The organism is Halomonas shantousis, from assembly GCF_054654615.1.
The window spans coordinates 2,141,289-2,156,130 of the sequence record NZ_BAAIER010000002.1 but is presented as its reverse complement, the minus strand read 5'-3'; the positions used below and the strand labels follow the sequence as shown (position 1 = coordinate 2,156,130).

The window sequence follows — 14,842 nt, the reverse complement described above, 5'->3', positions numbered from 1 at the left end:
AAGCTAAATTTCTCACATTGAGAAGGAGACGCCCTATGTCGCAACAACTTCGCGACTGGCTTGCTCAAGCCCCCGAGGCCAAGCGCGAGCAAGTCGCTGCCAGCGCAAACACAACGGTTCCCTACCTCTGGCAACTGGCAGGAGGTCATCGCAAGGCATCACTTGAGAAAGCCAAGCGCCTGCAAGACGCCTCCGGCGGGGAGCTGACTATCGAGGGGCTGCGCCCTGACATCTTCGGCACCCATCAAGCCGCCTAACTCCCTGACCGCCTGCTCGTGAGAGCCGCGACCATCGAGAACCAGAAGCAACAAGGAATTCCACATGGATCGTTATCTCTCAAACGAAGCCCACCTGCTCGAGGATCGCCGCCGAAAGCCGGAGGGCACGCATCAGCGCAACGAGGTGAAGGTGCGCTTTACCGACGACGAGTTCGCGGATCTGGAGGCGGCAGCGGCGCTGCAGACAGGGGGCCGCGTTGCGACCTATGTCCGCGAGCTGGCGTTGGAGGCGCTCGAAACAAACCAGCAGCGTCACGCCCAGCTACTCGCTGAGTTGGCCGAAGGCAAACCGCTCAGTACGGATAGCCGTGAAGCCGCAACGCAGATGCTGCAGCGCATGCTCGAGGTCGGGCTCATGCGGAGTCTGCATCAGCAGCTAACAGCCTGAAAGGCCCTAGGAGGCACGAGTGTACGACCGGGAAATGGCGCAAGCCGCACTCCAAAGAACAAGCCCCAAGTACCAGGCAATGGTGGAGGAAGTCGCAAGGAAACGCGGCATGGCAGCTTGTGACGTAGCGCTTGAGACGGCGCTACTGGTCGCGCAGGAAGCAACAAGAGAGGCGCTTTTTGCGCTGAATAATCGAAAGGGTAACCCGCCGCCGTTGCGGCTGGTGTAGCAACCAGAAAGAACAAGCCCCGGCGGTGGTGGGGACCGATGCCGGGGCTCAAGGAGTGATTTCAGTATGCCGAATGTAGCAGAGCTCGACAAGTACCGTACGCGCCGTGAGGGCGCCAAATCGTCAGGGCCTGATAGTGCCCCGGCAAGGAGTGCGTAATGCAATTCACTATCTCCATCAACCAGGCCAAGGCGCTCGAATGGGGGCTGAATGCGCAGCAATCGCTGCTGTTCGCCTTCGTTTACGAATGCCCCTCCTGGGCGAAACCGGTCACCACGGATGACGGTGTTTTCTACGCGCTCAGCAAGACGAAGATCATCGAAGAGCTGCCACTGTTGACCGACAAGCCGGACACCGCTTACCGGATGCTGCGTGCTCTGAAGTCGGCGGGCTTGATCGAGCTATCGAATACCCAGTCCATCACTTTGGTGCGGTTAACGGCCAAGGGAAAGACGTGGAACAAGAAGCTCGATGGGTCGGAAAAATATCCGAGCGGGGGTCGGAAAAAAATCCGTACCGGGTCGGAAAAAAATCCGAGCTCCCACGGAAAAATATCCGAGCCAGGGTCGGAAAAATCTCCGACAAATCAGGATACCAGTAATCAGGGTACCAATCAGGATACCAGCAATCAGGTTGCGGCCGGGGCAGAGCCCCAGCCGCTCACACTCGACGGGCTCGAAGCTTCGAACGACGAAACCGCTGATGAACTCGCTCGCATTCCTGCCGACCTACCAGGCCCCAAGGATCCACACGCCAAGACCTTCAAACCTTGGGCGAACTACGCCGTGGCCTACCGGCAGCGCTACGGGGTCTATCCGATCTGGAACCAGCGTACCGCTGGACAGCTGAGCCAGCTGGTAGACCGGGTGGGCAAGGAGCTGGCCCCGGCTGTTGCCGTGTATTACCTCCGCATGAATAACCAGTTCTACGTGGCCAAGGGCCATGGCGTTGGCCTGCTGCTGCAGGACTGCGAAGGGATCGCCACCCAGATGCAGACCGGCAGCCAGATGACCGCGACGCGAGCTCGTCAGATGGACAGCACGCAAACCAACCTGGGCCACATCGAGTCAGCCAAGGCCCTGATCGACGCGACCTGGGAGGACTAGCCAATGCCGTTGACCAAGCAAGACGCCCACGCTCTGGCCGAACAGATCGGCGCCACTGCCGAACTCCTGGGGCACGAGATGCGCGATACCGTCGTAAACCTGATGGTACGCGACCTGAAACCCTACAACCGACCGGAAGTCGAGCAGGCCCTGGCTCGCTGCCGTGCCGAGTTGTCCGGGCGCCTGACGCTGGCCGCGATCCTCGAGCGGATGCCGAGCGCCAATGCGTTCCTTTCACCGAATGAGGCCTGGGCGCTGGCACTGACCTCGCAAGATGAGCACGAAACCGTGATTTGGACCCGTGAGGTGGCGGTTGCCAAGGGTGTGGCACAACCGGTCCTTGAGCAAGGCGACAAAGTCGGGGCCCGTATGGCGTTCATCAGCGCCTATGAGCGGGAGGTGGCGGCGACCAAGGCAGAAGGGCGTCAGCCTGAGTGGCAGTTATCGCTGGGACATGACCCGGTGCGCCGGCAGGAAGCGGCCCAGAAGGCGGTGACGACGGGCCTACTGCCTGCTCCGGAAGTAGCGCACTTGCTACCAGCCCCCAAGGCGCCGGATACGGACGAGAGCAAGGAGCAACGCCGGCAGATCGTTGATCACCTTCGCGCCATCATCGATGGGCAGAGCGAAGCCGCCGCCGAGAGGCGGTGCCAGGAGAAAGTGGCCACCGAACAACGCCGCAACGAACTACTGGACCAGGCCGAGCGCCTGCAGCGAGGTGCCGCATGACCACCTTACGCCGCCCTTCAACCATTCGCTGCCCGGCATGCGGGCACGACAAGCCGATCGGCAAGATGACCGTGGCTACGAGCCGCTACGAGCGCCAGATCCTGACGGAGTGCAAGGATTGCCAGATGAGCATCAGCCGGCTCAATCGCAAGGCCCTGGCAGTCGCCAGCAAAGGGAGGACCGCTTGATGGGAACCGTAACGCAACTCCGCCCGCGCCGGGTCGCCGAGCAGCTGGATGCCGGGAGTCAGATGGGCCGGACGTACCTGGTGCTGCGCGACGCCACGTACTGGATGCAACTGCATGAGATCGCCGAGTCGATCCAGACGCGCTTCAAGGTGATGGACAGCCATGCGGCAGTCAGTGCCCGTATCCGTGACCTGCGCAACCAGTGCGGACTGACCATTATGCGCCGCCGGCGCCAGGGCAGCACGGCGGATGAATACCGGATGGTCAGCGGGTATGCGCCCGGGCCGAAACAGGACGACATGTTCGGGGGTGCCGCGTGACCGATCTATTTCAGCTTTCTCATGCAGATTTATGTGCCGTTGCCGTCAAGTGGCTCAAGCGGGAGCCGAGCCAGAAAGGCCATGGATGCAACGTCGCCGTCAGCGAGGTGAAGACCGGCTACACCGGCGAGATTCCCGACGCCATTGGGTTCCGGCGCAAGGACGATCACCGGGATGGCTCCGTGGTCGTCGAGGTGAAGGTCTCCCGCTCGGACTTCCTGGCCGACAGCAAGAAACGCCATCGCCAGGAGGGCGGCGTCGGAAACTGGCGCTATTTCATGTGCCCCGAAGGGTTGATCGGCGCCGATGAGCTGCCCGAGAGCTGGGGACTGCTGTGGGTCAATAAACGCGGGCATGTGAAGCCTCAGGCCGGTCCAGTCATGAAGCGGCATTACGGCCCATATGTGGAAGCGCTTCGAGAATGGCGACATGAAACCGACCACGGCCGTGAGCAGTTCATCCTAGTGAAGCTGCTGTCCCGCGTAGGGGATGTTGAGGAGATGAACCGGCGCCTCAAGGATGCCTACGGCGAACAGGCCCGGCTTGCAAAGCGGGTCAATGACTTAGTCCAAGAACTGCATCATGGGCGGCGATCCCATCGATCTCACTTGATGGCACTTGCCGAAGCTGTTCAGAGCGCAGGGGGTGACGTGGCATGAGCATGAAGCCGATTGAGCCGGGGTGTTTGGCCCTAATCCTGCGCGGCAACCTCGCCAACCATGTTGTGCGATGCGTCGAGAAAGCTAGTAAGGGCGAAGGCGTGCCTTTCCACCCCGAAAAGACGCTGGCGAGCGAGAAGAAGCTGCATCTGAAGCATGACTTCTGGCTCGTCGAGATGACGAGCGACTCGCTCTGCGATTACTGGGTAGCCGAGAACAACCTGATGCGCATCGACGGCGGCGACGAACTGGTGGAACAGGAGCAACACGAGGAGCAGCCGGCATGAACTGGATCCTGATTCCCGCGCTATGGCTGCTCGCTTACGTCCTTGCCTGCGCCTTCCTGCGTGGTGCCAAGTGCGATCCGCTGCAACCGGAGGGCTCGGAGTGACCAAGCGCAAGCGCCCAGCCCGGCCGCTGTATCTGGTGGTGCGCAAGCTGGTAGATCCCGCAACGGGCGTCGAGGTTGGCGCCCTGGTCCCGGCCTATGACATCGATGGCGCAATGATGCGTAAGCGTGGGCTCAAGGTGGGGGCCACGGTTCGCGCCGAGCTGACAGCACCCCGCAACGTGACCATTCATCGCCTCGTGCACGGCCTGGGTGGGCTGGTCTGCCAGCACATCGAGGGGTTCGAGGACCACGACCACCATAGTGCCCTGAAGAAGCTCCAGCAGGATGCCGAGGTGTGCTGCGACGTTTACTACACCGACGTGCCCGGGGTAGGCCAGATCAAGACCGTGGTGCCGCAGTCGATGGCGTTCGATGCGATGGACGAGAGCGAGTTTCAGCAGTTCTGGTGTGGGATCTGCCGCCACATCTGCGAGCGCTACTGGCCCAGCGAGAGCCAGGAGACTATCGAGGAAATGATCCGGCTGATGCCGAGGGAGGTGGCGTGATCCGACCCAAGATTCGTTCGCAGAAGATCCGTGACGCAGCCCGGGGCGAAGAGTGCACGCTCCAGATACCGGGGATATGCAATCACAACCCCGATACGACGGTGCTGGCCCACCTGCCCAGCGAGACCAACGGCATGGGCACCAAGAGTAGCGACGTCAGCTCCTGTTTCGCCTGCTCGAGCTGCCATGACGCCATCGACCGCCGGACTTGCATCTCCATCACCGACGAGGAGCGCGAGTTCTACATGCGCCGGGGGCAGGCCCGCACCATCGAACGGCTGTATGCCAAGGGCGTCATCAGCATCCAGGGGGCTGCATGATCCGCCTGTTCGTGCCGTTCATGGGGCCCAGTACCAACGATATCTACGCCGGTCTCCACTGGCGCAAGCGCAAGCAGGAGAAGGATGCCTGCCTGCTGATCACTCGCAATGCCGTGCGCCTGGCTGGGCTGCAACGGATCCATGAGTGCATCGATATCGTGTTCAGGCCCTACCTGACCGGGAGGATGGCACGCCAGCCCAGGGACACCGGCAACTACAGCTTCACGGCCAAGATGATCGAGGACTGCCTGGTGTCGTCTGGCGTGTTGCATGACGACCGCGGCGAGTATGTGCGGGATTGGAGCATCAGGCCGCCGGAGATAGGGCAGGAAGGGCAGCCGGGCATGTGGGTATGGCTTATCCCTGTAGGGAAAGAAACCGGCGATAACGGGGCAAGCCAAGGCGAACTGCCCCAGGAGGGAAAGGCGACATGATCGTGAAGCATGGACCAAACACAGTGGGGCGCGACTTCTTCGTAGGCGACATCCACGGGCAGCTTCAGTTGCTCAAGGATGCCATGCAGCGTGTCAGCTTCGATAAGAGTAAAGACCGGCTGTTTTCGGTGGGAGATCTGATCGACCGTGGCGCCGATTCCTTCGATTGCCTCTCGTTGGCCTTTGAGCCGTGGTTCTACGGAGTGCGCGGCAATCACGAGATGCTGGCCTATGAGGCCCTGACCGGTGAGGGCAGTACAGAGCTTTGGTTGATAAACGGTGGGACGTGGTCGCTGAACCTGAACACGGCCGAAGTAAAGCAGATCCTTGGCGAGGCGTTGCGCTATCTGCCGTATGCCCGAGAGATCGAAGTAGCGGGTAAGCGTATCGGCATGGTTCATGCGGAGCCACCGGGGGATTGGGCGCTGCTCGAGCTGGCTGGTAATGCGTACAAGCAAGAGCTGGTGTGGGGGCGCTCGCGCATCAAGAGCATGGACGTTACGCCAGTGGCTGGCATCGACGCTGTCATTGTCGGGCACACCATCGTCGAGGAGCCAGCCTGGCTGGGCAACGTCTACTACATCGACACTGGGGCATTCCATACCGGACGCCTGACGCTGATCGATGCACGAGAGCTGTTCGAGTGAACCCGCCACCCCGCACCTGGCCAGACGGCCGCCCAGTCGGGGGCGTGAACGGTTATCCGCCGGAGTGGGCCGAGTGGACGCTGTACTGCCAGGCAAAGATGGTTGCGAGGCAGACGCTCGAGGCCGGCCAGGGAAATCGAGAGGCGGTATTCCAGCGCTGGGAGGGGAAGTTGCCGGGTGTGACCAGAGAGCGGGTGAGAGATGCGATGCGAGAGCTGAACGGGGCATAAGGTACGCACCTGCGAACCGCAGCAACCATGCGGGATAGAGCGGGATTCAGGGGCAATAACAGTTCGCGAAAGTACGCGATTTGGTACGCAGTACGCAGTGGTGCGAACCATGAGGGGATAGCGATGCGATATAACTCGGCACGGCAGATGATCTTTGATGCTTATCGCATGACCGGCGATAGCGTGATGGCAGGTGCGATCGAGCGGGCCCAGCTGGGCAACGTGGTGCAGGCGAGCGTGAAGCAGAACAACGACTGGCGCATCGTGCATGGGCTCGAGGCGGGAGCGGTTATGTCGGTGGTCGAGGCGTTGCCGGCGCATCTGAAGGCGTTGGCGTTATATTGCTATGGCCCGCTGACCAGGGAGGAGCGCGACGAGTACCTCGACGAGGTGCAGGTAGCGCTTTACCGAGAGCTGCTGGCTAAGGGTACTAAGCTGCCGGGTCAAGGAAAGGGCAAGCCGACACAAGAGATGCTGAACCAGCTTTACTGGCTCTGCCGGACGGCGGCGTATCACTACGCAGAAACGACATGGCCTTACTCGCGGCCTGGGCTGGCAACACCCAAGGCGGTGCAGCGCTTCATGGCGGATGAATATGACGTTGAACTGGATGTGCACTACTGGGCACGAAGGGACCGGATGACTTGGGGCGGGGTATGGGTATCCGCAACTAATGCCTTGGATGACTGGGATGTGGTACTACTTACTCCATGCGCTGAATTAATGGAGCATAGATACGTTGCGTAAGTTGAATAAGTGGTGGGAGCAATCTATCTGGGGGTTGGAAGCAGAAGCTGGTCTGCTCCATCACCGCTGGTTTTGGATGGTTACGGCTGTTCCTATCCTTTTAGGCATAGCGGGGATCATGATTTCAGTTATTACTGGCTGGGAGGCCTTGCGCTTCGACCCGAGGCCTGAGGGGTGGGGGCGGCTTTATGATAATTTCAAGGTGCAATTCTGGGTCATGGCCTTGGCAATTCCTCTCGGTGCCACTTTCTCAAGGATGCACAGCTCAGCACAGAATGCCAAGTCTCTCAGGATAACCTCTCAGCAGAACGAACTTGCAAACGCAATCCAACACGCAGATTACTTTGCCAACATCTGCAACAAGATGTTTGGAGAGAAGCAGGATAGTCAAATATCGAAAAAAATATCACAAGACCCGCCGTTCTACTATCAGATGTTTTTTCCAAACTCTGCTAGTGGTGACTTCAAGAATAATAATACCCTGGGTAGGGTTAAGGATTTTCTCAGCGCCCTGTTGTGGGTTCATACAGGCCGTAAGGAAGCTGATAGCTTCGCAGAGCAGATAGAATATGCGAACATGGCTGCCCTAGTGTTATTAAAGGACCTGTTTCTTGATAAGGGAATAAATCTATCCAAAGGTGATGGTTTTGAATATGTTGGAGAATATGATTATGTGATGGGCTTGCCGGGGAATATCGTAACTATAGGCGCAGCTAGTAAACAGTATTTGCAGTTAATATCTATGCTGGATAGGGTGTATTTGATCATTGAAGTTTGGCGGCGAGCTTCTAATGTATTCAACTCTAGGGATGTTGTAATGCTCAAGGAGCTCTCTAGTATAATTAGTGATTTTTCGGAGATTACAAAAAAGAACTATGAGGAAGTTAAAGAAGTGATCACCACAAACATTGCCGGCACAAGAGAATTAAGTGATAGAATATTAGCTGACGAAATAGAGAAAAGCCCAACCAAAGATGCTGGAGTTATAGGTTTAGCTCATAGTTGGTTGAATTCCTATTGACCGTCTGCCTACGTTTCGCTTACGCTTTCCCCATGATCGATTACTGCGCCCTGGCAAAAGCCGGGGCGTTTTCGTTTCCGGGCAGTGACCGTGCGCTGGGACGCACAGCAGACTGTAAATCTGCCGCCACTGGCTGCGTGGTTCGATTCCGACCGCTGCCCACCAATTCCAGGCCCTGCCAGTCCGGCGGGGCCTTTCCGTTTGCGGCGCGCCGCGTAAGTCTGGCCCTGTGACCCTGACCGCTCCGTGATGTCATGACTCAGTCAGCCTTGGCCGCCGCTCTCTTTTTCTACTGTCGTGAGACAGCAGGTACCTACATGACGCATCCGCTCCAGCAGCGACTGATCGCCGCGGTCATCGACCGTGAGGGCGGTTACGTCGATCATCCCGCCGACCGAGGCGGGCCCACCAAGTACGGCATTACCCAGGCGGTGGCCAGGCGTCATGGCTACACCGGTGCCATGTGCGATCTGCCCAGGCAGAAAGCGTGCGAGATCTATGCCGCCGACTACTGGGACTCGCTACGCCTCGACGACGTTGCCGCGATCCACGAGCCGCTGGCCGAGGCACTTTTCGACTACGGCGTGAACTCCGGTCCCGCCCGGGCCGGTGAAGAGTTGCAGATCACACTCAATGTTCTCAACGACCAGCAACGCTACTACCGCGACATGCGAGTCGATGGGGCGATTGGTCCGATCACGCTCTCGGCGCTGCGTGCCTATCGCAAGGCGCGTGGCAGCGAGGGGCTTGAGGTGCTGGCTGCGACAGTCAATGCCGGTCGCATCATCTACTGCCGAGGCCTGGCGCGGAAACGCCAGAGTCAGGAGGCGTTCGCCTATGGCTGGTTCCGGCGTGTTGTCCATCTGTACGGGGAGGCCAGCTGATGTCCCAGGTACCGGTGCCCGGCTCCCAACAGGACCGCATCGAGGGCAAGGTCGATCAGATTCTCGACCGACTGACCCGCATGGAGGAGCGTCAGAACTCCCATGCCGGCAAGCTCGAGGCTCACGACACGCAGTTGGCTGAGCATGGCAAGCGCATCCGTGACGTGGAGCTGCAGCATGCCGTCAACGTGGCCACGACCAAGCAGGAGGGAAAGCGACTGCTGGGCCGCTGGGGAGCGCTGTTCTCCGTGTTCCTGGTGGTAGTCGGGGCCATCGGCACGCTCATTGCCAACGCCATCCTCGAGCTCATGAAAGGGGTGCCGTGATGGAGTGGAAAGATGTCGCAACGACGGTGGGCAAGATCGCGCCAGCGCTTGGCGCAGCTCTGGGCGGCCCTGCTGGTGCTGCTGTTGGTGGCCTCGCTGCTCGCGCCCTGGGCGTGTCGGAAACGCCGGAAGCGCTGGCCGAATCGCTCAAGGCTGATCCGGAGGCGGCAATAAAGCTGCGCCAGGTCGAGGCGGATCTGGAGTCGGTGCGTATTGAAGCTCAGGCCAAGGTGGTCATCGCCGAGGCGCAGGGCGAGAGCTACCTGCAGCGCAACTGGCGCCCGATCCTGATGCTGACCATCACCGCCGTGGTGGCCAACAACTATCTGTTCGCGCCGTACCTGGGCGCCATGTTCGGCAGTGCGCTGACGCTGGACCTGCCGGATCGGCTCTGGGATCTCATGACCCTGGGGGTGGGCGGGTACATTGGCGGGCGCTCTCTCGAGAAAGTCACTCAGACCATCAGCGGCCAGGGGCTGCTGGACCGGATCAAGACGAGGTAAGTATGAAAGGTTTTCGCAAGTACCAGAGCAAGCCCATCACGCGTCTCGCCTATCAGGTTCAGCCTAATAGCCGAATCACCAAGGTGGGTGAAGCTACCTGGCGCATCGAAATTGCTGATAAGCAGATCGACTTCAAGGCGTACGAGCCCGTCATGGTCGGCGATTACATCGTCTACCTGAACGATCAGGACGTGTACCACTGCAATGCCAAGGTGTTCGCCGAGCGCAATGTAGTGGAGTAACGAATCCCCGCGAGGGGTAGGGCCACGCCGTGAGGCGCCGCCCGGATTTTACATAGACGGCCCCGAAGGAGCAGGTGGTTCCCATTCAGTCTCAAGTGAGTTCAATCTGTTGGCCTCTCCTGCTGCACTAGCCTGGGTTGCAAACCGTCCCATCGACAGGCCGGTATCGAGATCATAAACCTCCCACTCAGGTGCATCAGTAGGGCTGTTCTGCGAAATGGCGCGGACGCCGTAACGAGATGTGGACATACCGGTCCTCATGAGTAATTGAGCCCTAGATATCGGCTTTTAACGTTCAAAGTTTAGCGGCACGTCGTGAGACGCCCGCACCCTTACAAAGAGGCCGCACGCCGTGAGGCGTCCGGATATGGAATGGCAGCACGATTCGACTGGGAGGCGATCGAGGCGGAATATCGCACCGGTCGTTTCTCGCTACGCCAACTTGCTGACCGCCACGGCCCGTCTGAGGCTGCGATCCGCAAGAAGATCAAGGCGCAGGGCTGGAAGAAGGATCTGACCCAGAAGGTACGCGAGCGCACTCGGGAGAAGATTACTAGGGAGGCGCTGCCTCCCGAAGCCCGTGAGGCGCTGAGCGATGATGACGAGGCCATCGTCGAGCATGCCGCGAACGAGAATTCCGCTGTTGTGCACGGTCACCGCAAGCTGCTGGGCCGGTGGCGTGGCATTGCCGATCGCTATGCCGAACAGCTAGAGGCACAACTGGCCACCGGCAAGATCGATGTACAACTGAAGTCTGGCGACGTGGCCGAGATCGACGTACCGCTGGATTATGTCGGCAAGGCCATGGCCAACGGCACCGCGGCGCTTGAGAAAGTGGTCAAGCTGGAGCGTCAGTCCTATGGGCTGGATCTGGAAGGTGACAAGCAAGCCAGTCACGAAGATGCGCTGGATGCGCTCGACGAACTCGAATGAACGAGCGTGAGAGGGAAATACGCCTCAAGCTGCGAGACGACTTCGAGCACTACGCGCCGCGCTGCCTGAAGATCCGGACCAAAGCCGGCAGGGTCGAGCCGTTCACGCTGAACCAGGCGCAGCGGCATATCCATGCCTGTCTTGAGGAACAGAAGCGTAAAACTGGCAAGGTACGAGCGCTGATCCTCAAGGGGCGGCAGCAGGGTGCGTCCACATACTCTGAAGGCCGATTCTATTGGCTGGTGTCGCACCGCAAGGGTGTGCGGGCTTTCATCCTGACGCACGAGGCCGAGAGTACCGCCGCGCTGTTCGAGATGGCCGAGCGCTATCACGAGCACTGTCCGCCCCTGGTGAAGCCCAGCACCGGAGCATCCAACGCCAAGGAGCTGATCTTCGACCGGCTGGATTCGGGCTACAAGGTCGGCACCGCGGGCAACAAGGCGGTAGGTCGCGGTACCACGGTCCAGTATTTCCATGGTTCCGAGGTCGCCTTCTGGCCGCATGCCGCCGAGCATGCCAAGGGCATCCTGCAGGCGGTGCCGGATGAGCCTGACACCGAGGTCATCCTCGAGTCCACCGCCAACGGCATCGGCAACTACTACCACCAACAGTGGCAGAAGGCAGAGTCCGGCGAGAGCGAGTTCATCGCCATCTTCGTGCCCTGGTTCTGGCAGCCCGAGTACCGGAAACCGGTACCGAACGACTTCAGCCTGACCGCCGAAGAAGAAAAGCTGGTCGAGCTCTACCGGCTGGACAATGCGCAGATCATGTTCCGGCGTTTCAAGATCGCCGAACTGACTGCCGACGGCATCGACGGCAAGAGCGCCTTCAAGCAGGAATACCCGATGACCGCGCAGGAGGCCTTCCAGGTCTCCGGTGGCGATACGTTGATCCAGCCCGAGCCGGTGGTCGCGGCACGTAAGTACAAGTGCCTGGGCAGCGGTCCGCTGATTATCGGCGTGGACCCGGCACGCTTCGGTGATGACCGCACGGCGATCATTCGACGTCGCAACCGGGCGGCCTATAACCTAGAGACGCACCAGAACAAGGACACCATGGAGGTGGCTGGCCTGGTGCATTCGATCATCAAGACCGAGAAGCCGGCACAGGTGGCCATCGACGTGGGCGGCATCGGTGCCGGCGTAGTGGATCGCCTCAACGAGCTGGGCCATAGCGATATCGTGGTGGCGGTTAACTTCGGCTCGTCTGCCCTGGATCCTGAGCGCTACCGCAACAAGCGTGCGGAAATGTGGTGGACGATGCGCGACTGGCTCGATAGCGACATGCCGGTGATGATCCCCGATTCCGACGCGCTGCACGCCGACCTGTGCGGCCCGCAGTACAAATACGACAGCAACCAGCGCCGCATCCTTGAGAGCAAGGAGAACATGCGCAGCCGGGGGCTGAGATCGCCGGACGGCGCCGACGCGCTGGCAATGACATTTGCCGAGCCGGTCAGGCCCAAGGACCGCCATTCTGTCGTCGAAACAGTAGTGGCCGACTCCACTGCCGGCTACTGACCCCCTTCACTTTTCACAGCCGTGAGGCTCTGATGCACTCTGCCAATCAAGACGACGAACAGCAGCTCGCCGCCGAGCGTCTGCAAGTATTTGCCACGCGCCTGTCGCGCAAGGCGCATGAGCAGGTGCAAAAGCGCAGTTCGCTCGAGACCCGCTGGCTGGACGACTATCGCCAGTATCATGGCGAGTACGACCCGGAAACCGCGTCGCGCCTAGCTCGCGCCGAGGGCTCCGAGGTCTACGTCAACATTACCCGCAACAAGACCAATGCCGCCGAAGCCCGACTGCAGGACATGTTGTTTCCGACCGACGACCGCAACTGGGGCATTCAGCCCACGCCGGTTCCGGAGCTGGATCGCATCGAGCCGGGGCAAATGGCCACTGGGCCCGAAGGACAGCCGGTGGACATGGGAAAGATCGCAGATGATGTCATGCGCGAGGCCAAGAAGAAGGCTGACGGTATGCAATCTGAGATCGACGACCAGCTCAAAGAGAGCCGCTTCCAGATCAAGGCGCGTGACAGCATTCACGATGCGGCGCTCATGGGAACCGGTGTGCTCAAGGGGCCGGTCATCGTGGGCCGTATGCATAAGCGCTGGGACACGGGCGAGGATGGGACTTCGGTTCTGACGATTGAAGAAGCGCTGGAGCCCTCTATCGAGCGTGTGGATCCGTGGGATTTCTACCCCGACATGAGCGCTCGCACCGTTGATGAGTGCGAGTTCATCTTTGAGCGCCGCATGATGAGCAAGCGGCAGTTGCGCGAGTTCGCCAGACTGCCTGGCACTCTGGTCGATCAGATCCGGGCGGTGGTGAAAGGCGGTAAGGACAACACGGCGATCGCCAAGGACCACACCAACGATATCCGCGCCATCACCGGAGTGGACTCAATCAGCTCCGACACCAAGTACGAGGTGTGGGAGTACCACGGCCCGATCAGCAAGTCCGAGCTGATGGATGCCATGGACGAGTCTGGCGAGACGCTGGAAGACGCAGAAATCGACGAGCTGGATGATGAAGTCGAGGCTGTCGTGTTCTTCTCCGGCAACCACGTGCTGAAAGTTGTTCTCAATCCCATGGATACCGATGACCGTCCCTACTCGGTGTTCAACTGGGAGAAGGACGAGAGCTGCATCTTCGGGTTCGGTATTCCCTATCTTATGCGTAGCCCGCAGCGCGTCATCAACGCCGCCTGGCGCATGATGCTCGACAATGCGGGGGCTTCTGTAAGCGACATCATCGTCGCCAACCGGGAAGCTATTGTTCCCGCCGATGGTAGCTGGTCCAGCCAGCCCGGCAAGAAGAAGCTCTACTTTCTCACCGAGAAGGGGCGCAACGTTCACGATGTATTCGGTAGCTTCACCATCCCTAATCACCAGGCGGAGCTGGCTGCCATTTTCCAGATGGCTCGCCAGCTTGCCGATGAAGAAACCAATCTGCCGCTGATTGCCCAGGGCGAGCAGTCCCAGCATGTCACCAAGACATCCAGCGGCATGGCCATGCTGATGAACAGCGCCAACATCGTCTTGCGCCGCGCCGTGAAGAACTGGGACGACGACATTACCCGGCCGACGATCACTCGCTTCTACGACTGGAATATGCAGTACAGCAGCAAGGCAGAAATCAAAGGCGACTACAGCATCGATGCGCGTGGCTCCGGTGCTTTGCTGGTGCGCGAAAAGCAGCAAGAGAGCCTGATGGTCTACGCCAACATCAGTGCCAGCAATCCGGAATTCGCCATTCGGCGCGATTGGGCGGGGATGGACCGGGAGATTGCCAAGGCGCTGGAGGTGCCATATCAGAACATCACCCTGTCGGATGGCGATGTCGAGAGCAAGCGCAAGCAGATGGCAGAGCAACAGAGCGACCCCGAGCAGCAAATTAAGATGGCGGAACTGCAGCTCAAACAGCAGGAGCTGCAGATGAAGGCTCAACAGCAGCAAGCCGACTTCCAGCTGCGTCAGCAACAGCAGCAGTGGGATCAGCAGTACAAGGCGGCCCAGCTACAAAGCGATCAGGAAATTGCCCGGCAGAAGATGGCCTTGGATCAAGGCATGACCCAGGCAGAACTTGAGGCCAAGCTGGGCCTGGAGTCGCAGAAGATCGAGCTGAAGATGCAGGAGACAGCGGCCAAGATCCAGACAGAACGCGACAAGGCCGCGGCGCAACTCACCGACCAGCAGAACGAGCGCATGTCTCGCCAGCAGAACATGGCTAATGGTTACGACAGCTGGGGGTAAG

At 59.9% G+C, this 14,842-nt stretch carries 22 protein-coding genes and 1 tRNA gene; all 23 read left to right on the top strand.

Going from position 1 to position 14,842, the window contains the following annotated elements; all coding sequences use genetic code 11:
- The first annotated feature begins 35 nt into the window (after nucleotides 1-35).
- The 23 genes from ACYQ12_RS10395 to ACYQ12_RS10285 all read left to right on the top strand — a co-directional run bounded on the left by ACYQ12_RS10395 (nucleotide 36) and on the right by ACYQ12_RS10285 (nucleotide 14,841).
- Entirely contained in the window at nucleotides 36-257 is a 222-nt protein-coding gene (locus tag ACYQ12_RS10395; protein ID WP_459871148.1) for a hypothetical protein, read from the top strand.
- Nucleotides 258-321: 64 nt separating this feature from the next.
- Nucleotides 322-666 (top strand): hypothetical protein, encoded by a 345-nt coding sequence (locus ACYQ12_RS10390; protein WP_459871145.1) that lies wholly within the window; start codon nucleotides 322-324, stop codon nucleotides 664-666.
- A 19-nt stretch (nucleotides 667-685) separates the two neighbouring features.
- Nucleotides 686-895, top strand: coding sequence for a hypothetical protein (locus ACYQ12_RS10385; protein ID WP_459871142.1), 210 nt, complete (start codon nucleotides 686-688; stop codon nucleotides 893-895).
- Nucleotides 896-1,053: 158 nt separating this feature from the next.
- The gene (locus ACYQ12_RS10380) at nucleotides 1,054-2,001 is read left to right on the top strand and encodes a hypothetical protein (RefSeq protein ID WP_459871139.1); all 948 of its coding nucleotides are present in this window, start codon (nucleotides 1,054-1,056) and stop codon (nucleotides 1,999-2,001) included.
- A 3-nt stretch (nucleotides 2,002-2,004) separates the two neighbouring features.
- A complete protein-coding gene (locus ACYQ12_RS10375) occupies nucleotides 2,005-2,730 on the top strand; it encodes a hypothetical protein (RefSeq protein WP_459871136.1) in 726 nt (241 codons plus the stop codon).
- Complete coding sequence (locus ACYQ12_RS10370; protein WP_459871133.1) at nucleotides 2,727-2,918, top strand: hypothetical protein; 192 nt, start codon at nucleotides 2,727-2,729, stop codon at nucleotides 2,916-2,918. The genes ACYQ12_RS10375 and ACYQ12_RS10370 overlap by 4 nt, the downstream gene beginning before the upstream one ends.
- The gene (locus ACYQ12_RS10365; RefSeq protein WP_459871131.1) at nucleotides 2,915-3,238 is read left to right on the top strand and encodes a hypothetical protein; all 324 of its coding nucleotides are present in this window, start codon (nucleotides 2,915-2,917) and stop codon (nucleotides 3,236-3,238) included. The genes ACYQ12_RS10370 and ACYQ12_RS10365 overlap by 4 nt, the downstream gene beginning before the upstream one ends.
- Entirely contained in the window at nucleotides 3,235-3,897 is a 663-nt protein-coding gene (locus ACYQ12_RS10360) for an adenylosuccinate synthase (protein WP_459871128.1), read from the top strand. Before ACYQ12_RS10365 ends, ACYQ12_RS10360 begins: the two co-directional genes overlap by 4 nt.
- Nucleotides 3,894-4,184, top strand: a complete 291-nt coding sequence (locus ACYQ12_RS10355; RefSeq protein WP_459871126.1) for a hypothetical protein — start codon at nucleotides 3,894-3,896, stop codon at nucleotides 4,182-4,184. The genes ACYQ12_RS10360 and ACYQ12_RS10355 overlap by 4 nt, the downstream gene beginning before the upstream one ends.
- A 100-nt stretch (nucleotides 4,185-4,284) precedes the next feature.
- On the top strand, nucleotides 4,285-4,794 hold the full coding sequence (locus ACYQ12_RS10350; protein ID WP_459871124.1) for a hypothetical protein: 510 nt from the start codon (nucleotides 4,285-4,287) through the stop codon (nucleotides 4,792-4,794).
- Complete coding sequence (locus tag ACYQ12_RS10345) at nucleotides 4,791-5,114, top strand: DUF1364 domain-containing protein (protein ID WP_459871121.1); 324 nt, start codon at nucleotides 4,791-4,793, stop codon at nucleotides 5,112-5,114. The genes ACYQ12_RS10350 and ACYQ12_RS10345 overlap by 4 nt, the downstream gene beginning before the upstream one ends.
- Nucleotides 5,111-5,548, top strand: a complete 438-nt coding sequence (locus ACYQ12_RS10340; RefSeq protein ID WP_459871118.1) for a RusA family crossover junction endodeoxyribonuclease — start codon at nucleotides 5,111-5,113, stop codon at nucleotides 5,546-5,548. The genes ACYQ12_RS10345 and ACYQ12_RS10340 overlap by 4 nt, the downstream gene beginning before the upstream one ends.
- Complete coding sequence (locus ACYQ12_RS10335) at nucleotides 5,545-6,195, top strand: metallophosphoesterase (RefSeq protein ID WP_459871116.1); 651 nt, start codon at nucleotides 5,545-5,547, stop codon at nucleotides 6,193-6,195. Before ACYQ12_RS10340 ends, ACYQ12_RS10335 begins: the two co-directional genes overlap by 4 nt.
- A gap of 353 nt (nucleotides 6,196-6,548) precedes the next feature.
- Nucleotides 6,549-7,172: a hypothetical protein gene (locus ACYQ12_RS10330; protein ID WP_459871113.1), complete on the top strand. Its 624-nt coding sequence runs from the start codon at nucleotides 6,549-6,551 to the stop codon at nucleotides 7,170-7,172.
- Nucleotides 7,165-8,193, top strand: a complete 1,029-nt coding sequence (locus ACYQ12_RS10325; RefSeq protein WP_459871111.1) for a hypothetical protein — start codon at nucleotides 7,165-7,167, stop codon at nucleotides 8,191-8,193. Before ACYQ12_RS10330 ends, ACYQ12_RS10325 begins: the two co-directional genes overlap by 8 nt.
- Before the next feature lie 79 nt (nucleotides 8,194-8,272).
- A tRNA-Tyr gene (locus ACYQ12_RS10320) sits at nucleotides 8,273-8,358 on the top strand.
- Nucleotides 8,359-8,510: 152 nt separating this feature from the next.
- Nucleotides 8,511-9,077, top strand: a complete 567-nt coding sequence (locus tag ACYQ12_RS10315) for a glycoside hydrolase family 108 protein (protein WP_459871108.1) — start codon at nucleotides 8,511-8,513, stop codon at nucleotides 9,075-9,077.
- Nucleotides 9,077-9,403: a hypothetical protein gene (locus ACYQ12_RS10310; protein ID WP_459871106.1), complete on the top strand. Its 327-nt coding sequence runs from the start codon at nucleotides 9,077-9,079 to the stop codon at nucleotides 9,401-9,403. Before ACYQ12_RS10315 ends, ACYQ12_RS10310 begins: the two co-directional genes overlap by 1 nt.
- Entirely contained in the window at nucleotides 9,403-9,906 is a 504-nt protein-coding gene (locus ACYQ12_RS10305; RefSeq protein ID WP_459871103.1) for a 3TM-type holin, read from the top strand. The genes ACYQ12_RS10310 and ACYQ12_RS10305 overlap by 1 nt, the downstream gene beginning before the upstream one ends.
- A gap of 2 nt (nucleotides 9,907-9,908) precedes the next feature.
- Complete coding sequence (locus ACYQ12_RS10300) at nucleotides 9,909-10,148, top strand: hypothetical protein (RefSeq protein ID WP_459871100.1); 240 nt, start codon at nucleotides 9,909-9,911, stop codon at nucleotides 10,146-10,148.
- A gap of 372 nt (nucleotides 10,149-10,520) precedes the next feature.
- Nucleotides 10,521-11,081, top strand: coding sequence for a hypothetical protein (locus ACYQ12_RS10295; protein ID WP_459871097.1), 561 nt, complete (start codon nucleotides 10,521-10,523; stop codon nucleotides 11,079-11,081).
- Nucleotides 11,078-12,601: a terminase large subunit gene (locus ACYQ12_RS10290; protein ID WP_459871095.1), complete on the top strand. Its 1,524-nt coding sequence runs from the start codon at nucleotides 11,078-11,080 to the stop codon at nucleotides 12,599-12,601. The genes ACYQ12_RS10295 and ACYQ12_RS10290 overlap by 4 nt, the downstream gene beginning before the upstream one ends.
- Nucleotides 12,602-12,633: 32 nt before the next feature.
- Nucleotides 12,634-14,841, top strand: coding sequence for a portal protein (locus ACYQ12_RS10285; RefSeq protein ID WP_459871092.1), 2,208 nt, complete (start codon nucleotides 12,634-12,636; stop codon nucleotides 14,839-14,841).
- The last annotated feature ends 1 nt before the right edge of the window (nucleotide 14,842 follow it).

Excerpts from the sequence above, each read along its gene's own strand:
- ACYQ12_RS10395 (WP_459871148.1), top strand. The coding sequence starts at position 36 with ATGTCGCAACAACTTCGCGACTGGCTTGCTCAAGCCCCCGAGGCCAAG.
- ACYQ12_RS10390 (WP_459871145.1), top strand. The coding sequence starts at position 322 with ATGGATCGTTATCTCTCAAACGAAGCCCACCTGCTCGAGGATCGCCGC.
- ACYQ12_RS10380 (WP_459871139.1), top strand. The coding sequence starts at position 1,054 with ATGCAATTCACTATCTCCATCAACCAGGCCAAGGCGCTCGAATGGGGG.
- ACYQ12_RS10375 (WP_459871136.1), top strand. The coding sequence starts at position 2,005 with ATGCCGTTGACCAAGCAAGACGCCCACGCTCTGGCCGAACAGATCGGC.
- ACYQ12_RS10370 (WP_459871133.1), top strand. The coding sequence starts at position 2,727 with ATGACCACCTTACGCCGCCCTTCAACCATTCGCTGCCCGGCATGCGGG.
- ACYQ12_RS10355 (WP_459871126.1), top strand. The coding sequence starts at position 3,894 with ATGAGCATGAAGCCGATTGAGCCGGGGTGTTTGGCCCTAATCCTGCGC.
- ACYQ12_RS10340 (WP_459871118.1), top strand. The coding sequence starts at position 5,111 with ATGATCCGCCTGTTCGTGCCGTTCATGGGGCCCAGTACCAACGATATC.
- ACYQ12_RS10335 (WP_459871116.1), top strand. The coding sequence starts at position 5,545 with ATGATCGTGAAGCATGGACCAAACACAGTGGGGCGCGACTTCTTCGTA.
- ACYQ12_RS10330 (WP_459871113.1), top strand. The coding sequence starts at position 6,549 with ATGCGATATAACTCGGCACGGCAGATGATCTTTGATGCTTATCGCATG.
- ACYQ12_RS10315 (WP_459871108.1), top strand. The coding sequence starts at position 8,511 with ATGACGCATCCGCTCCAGCAGCGACTGATCGCCGCGGTCATCGACCGT.
- ACYQ12_RS10310 (WP_459871106.1), top strand. The coding sequence starts at position 9,077 with ATGTCCCAGGTACCGGTGCCCGGCTCCCAACAGGACCGCATCGAGGGC.
- ACYQ12_RS10305 (WP_459871103.1), top strand. The coding sequence starts at position 9,403 with ATGGAGTGGAAAGATGTCGCAACGACGGTGGGCAAGATCGCGCCAGCG.
- ACYQ12_RS10300 (WP_459871100.1), top strand. The coding sequence starts at position 9,909 with ATGAAAGGTTTTCGCAAGTACCAGAGCAAGCCCATCACGCGTCTCGCC.
- ACYQ12_RS10295 (WP_459871097.1), top strand. The coding sequence starts at position 10,521 with ATGGCAGCACGATTCGACTGGGAGGCGATCGAGGCGGAATATCGCACC.
- ACYQ12_RS10290 (WP_459871095.1), top strand. The coding sequence starts at position 11,078 with ATGAACGAGCGTGAGAGGGAAATACGCCTCAAGCTGCGAGACGACTTC.
- ACYQ12_RS10285 (WP_459871092.1), top strand. The coding sequence starts at position 12,634 with ATGCACTCTGCCAATCAAGACGACGAACAGCAGCTCGCCGCCGAGCGT.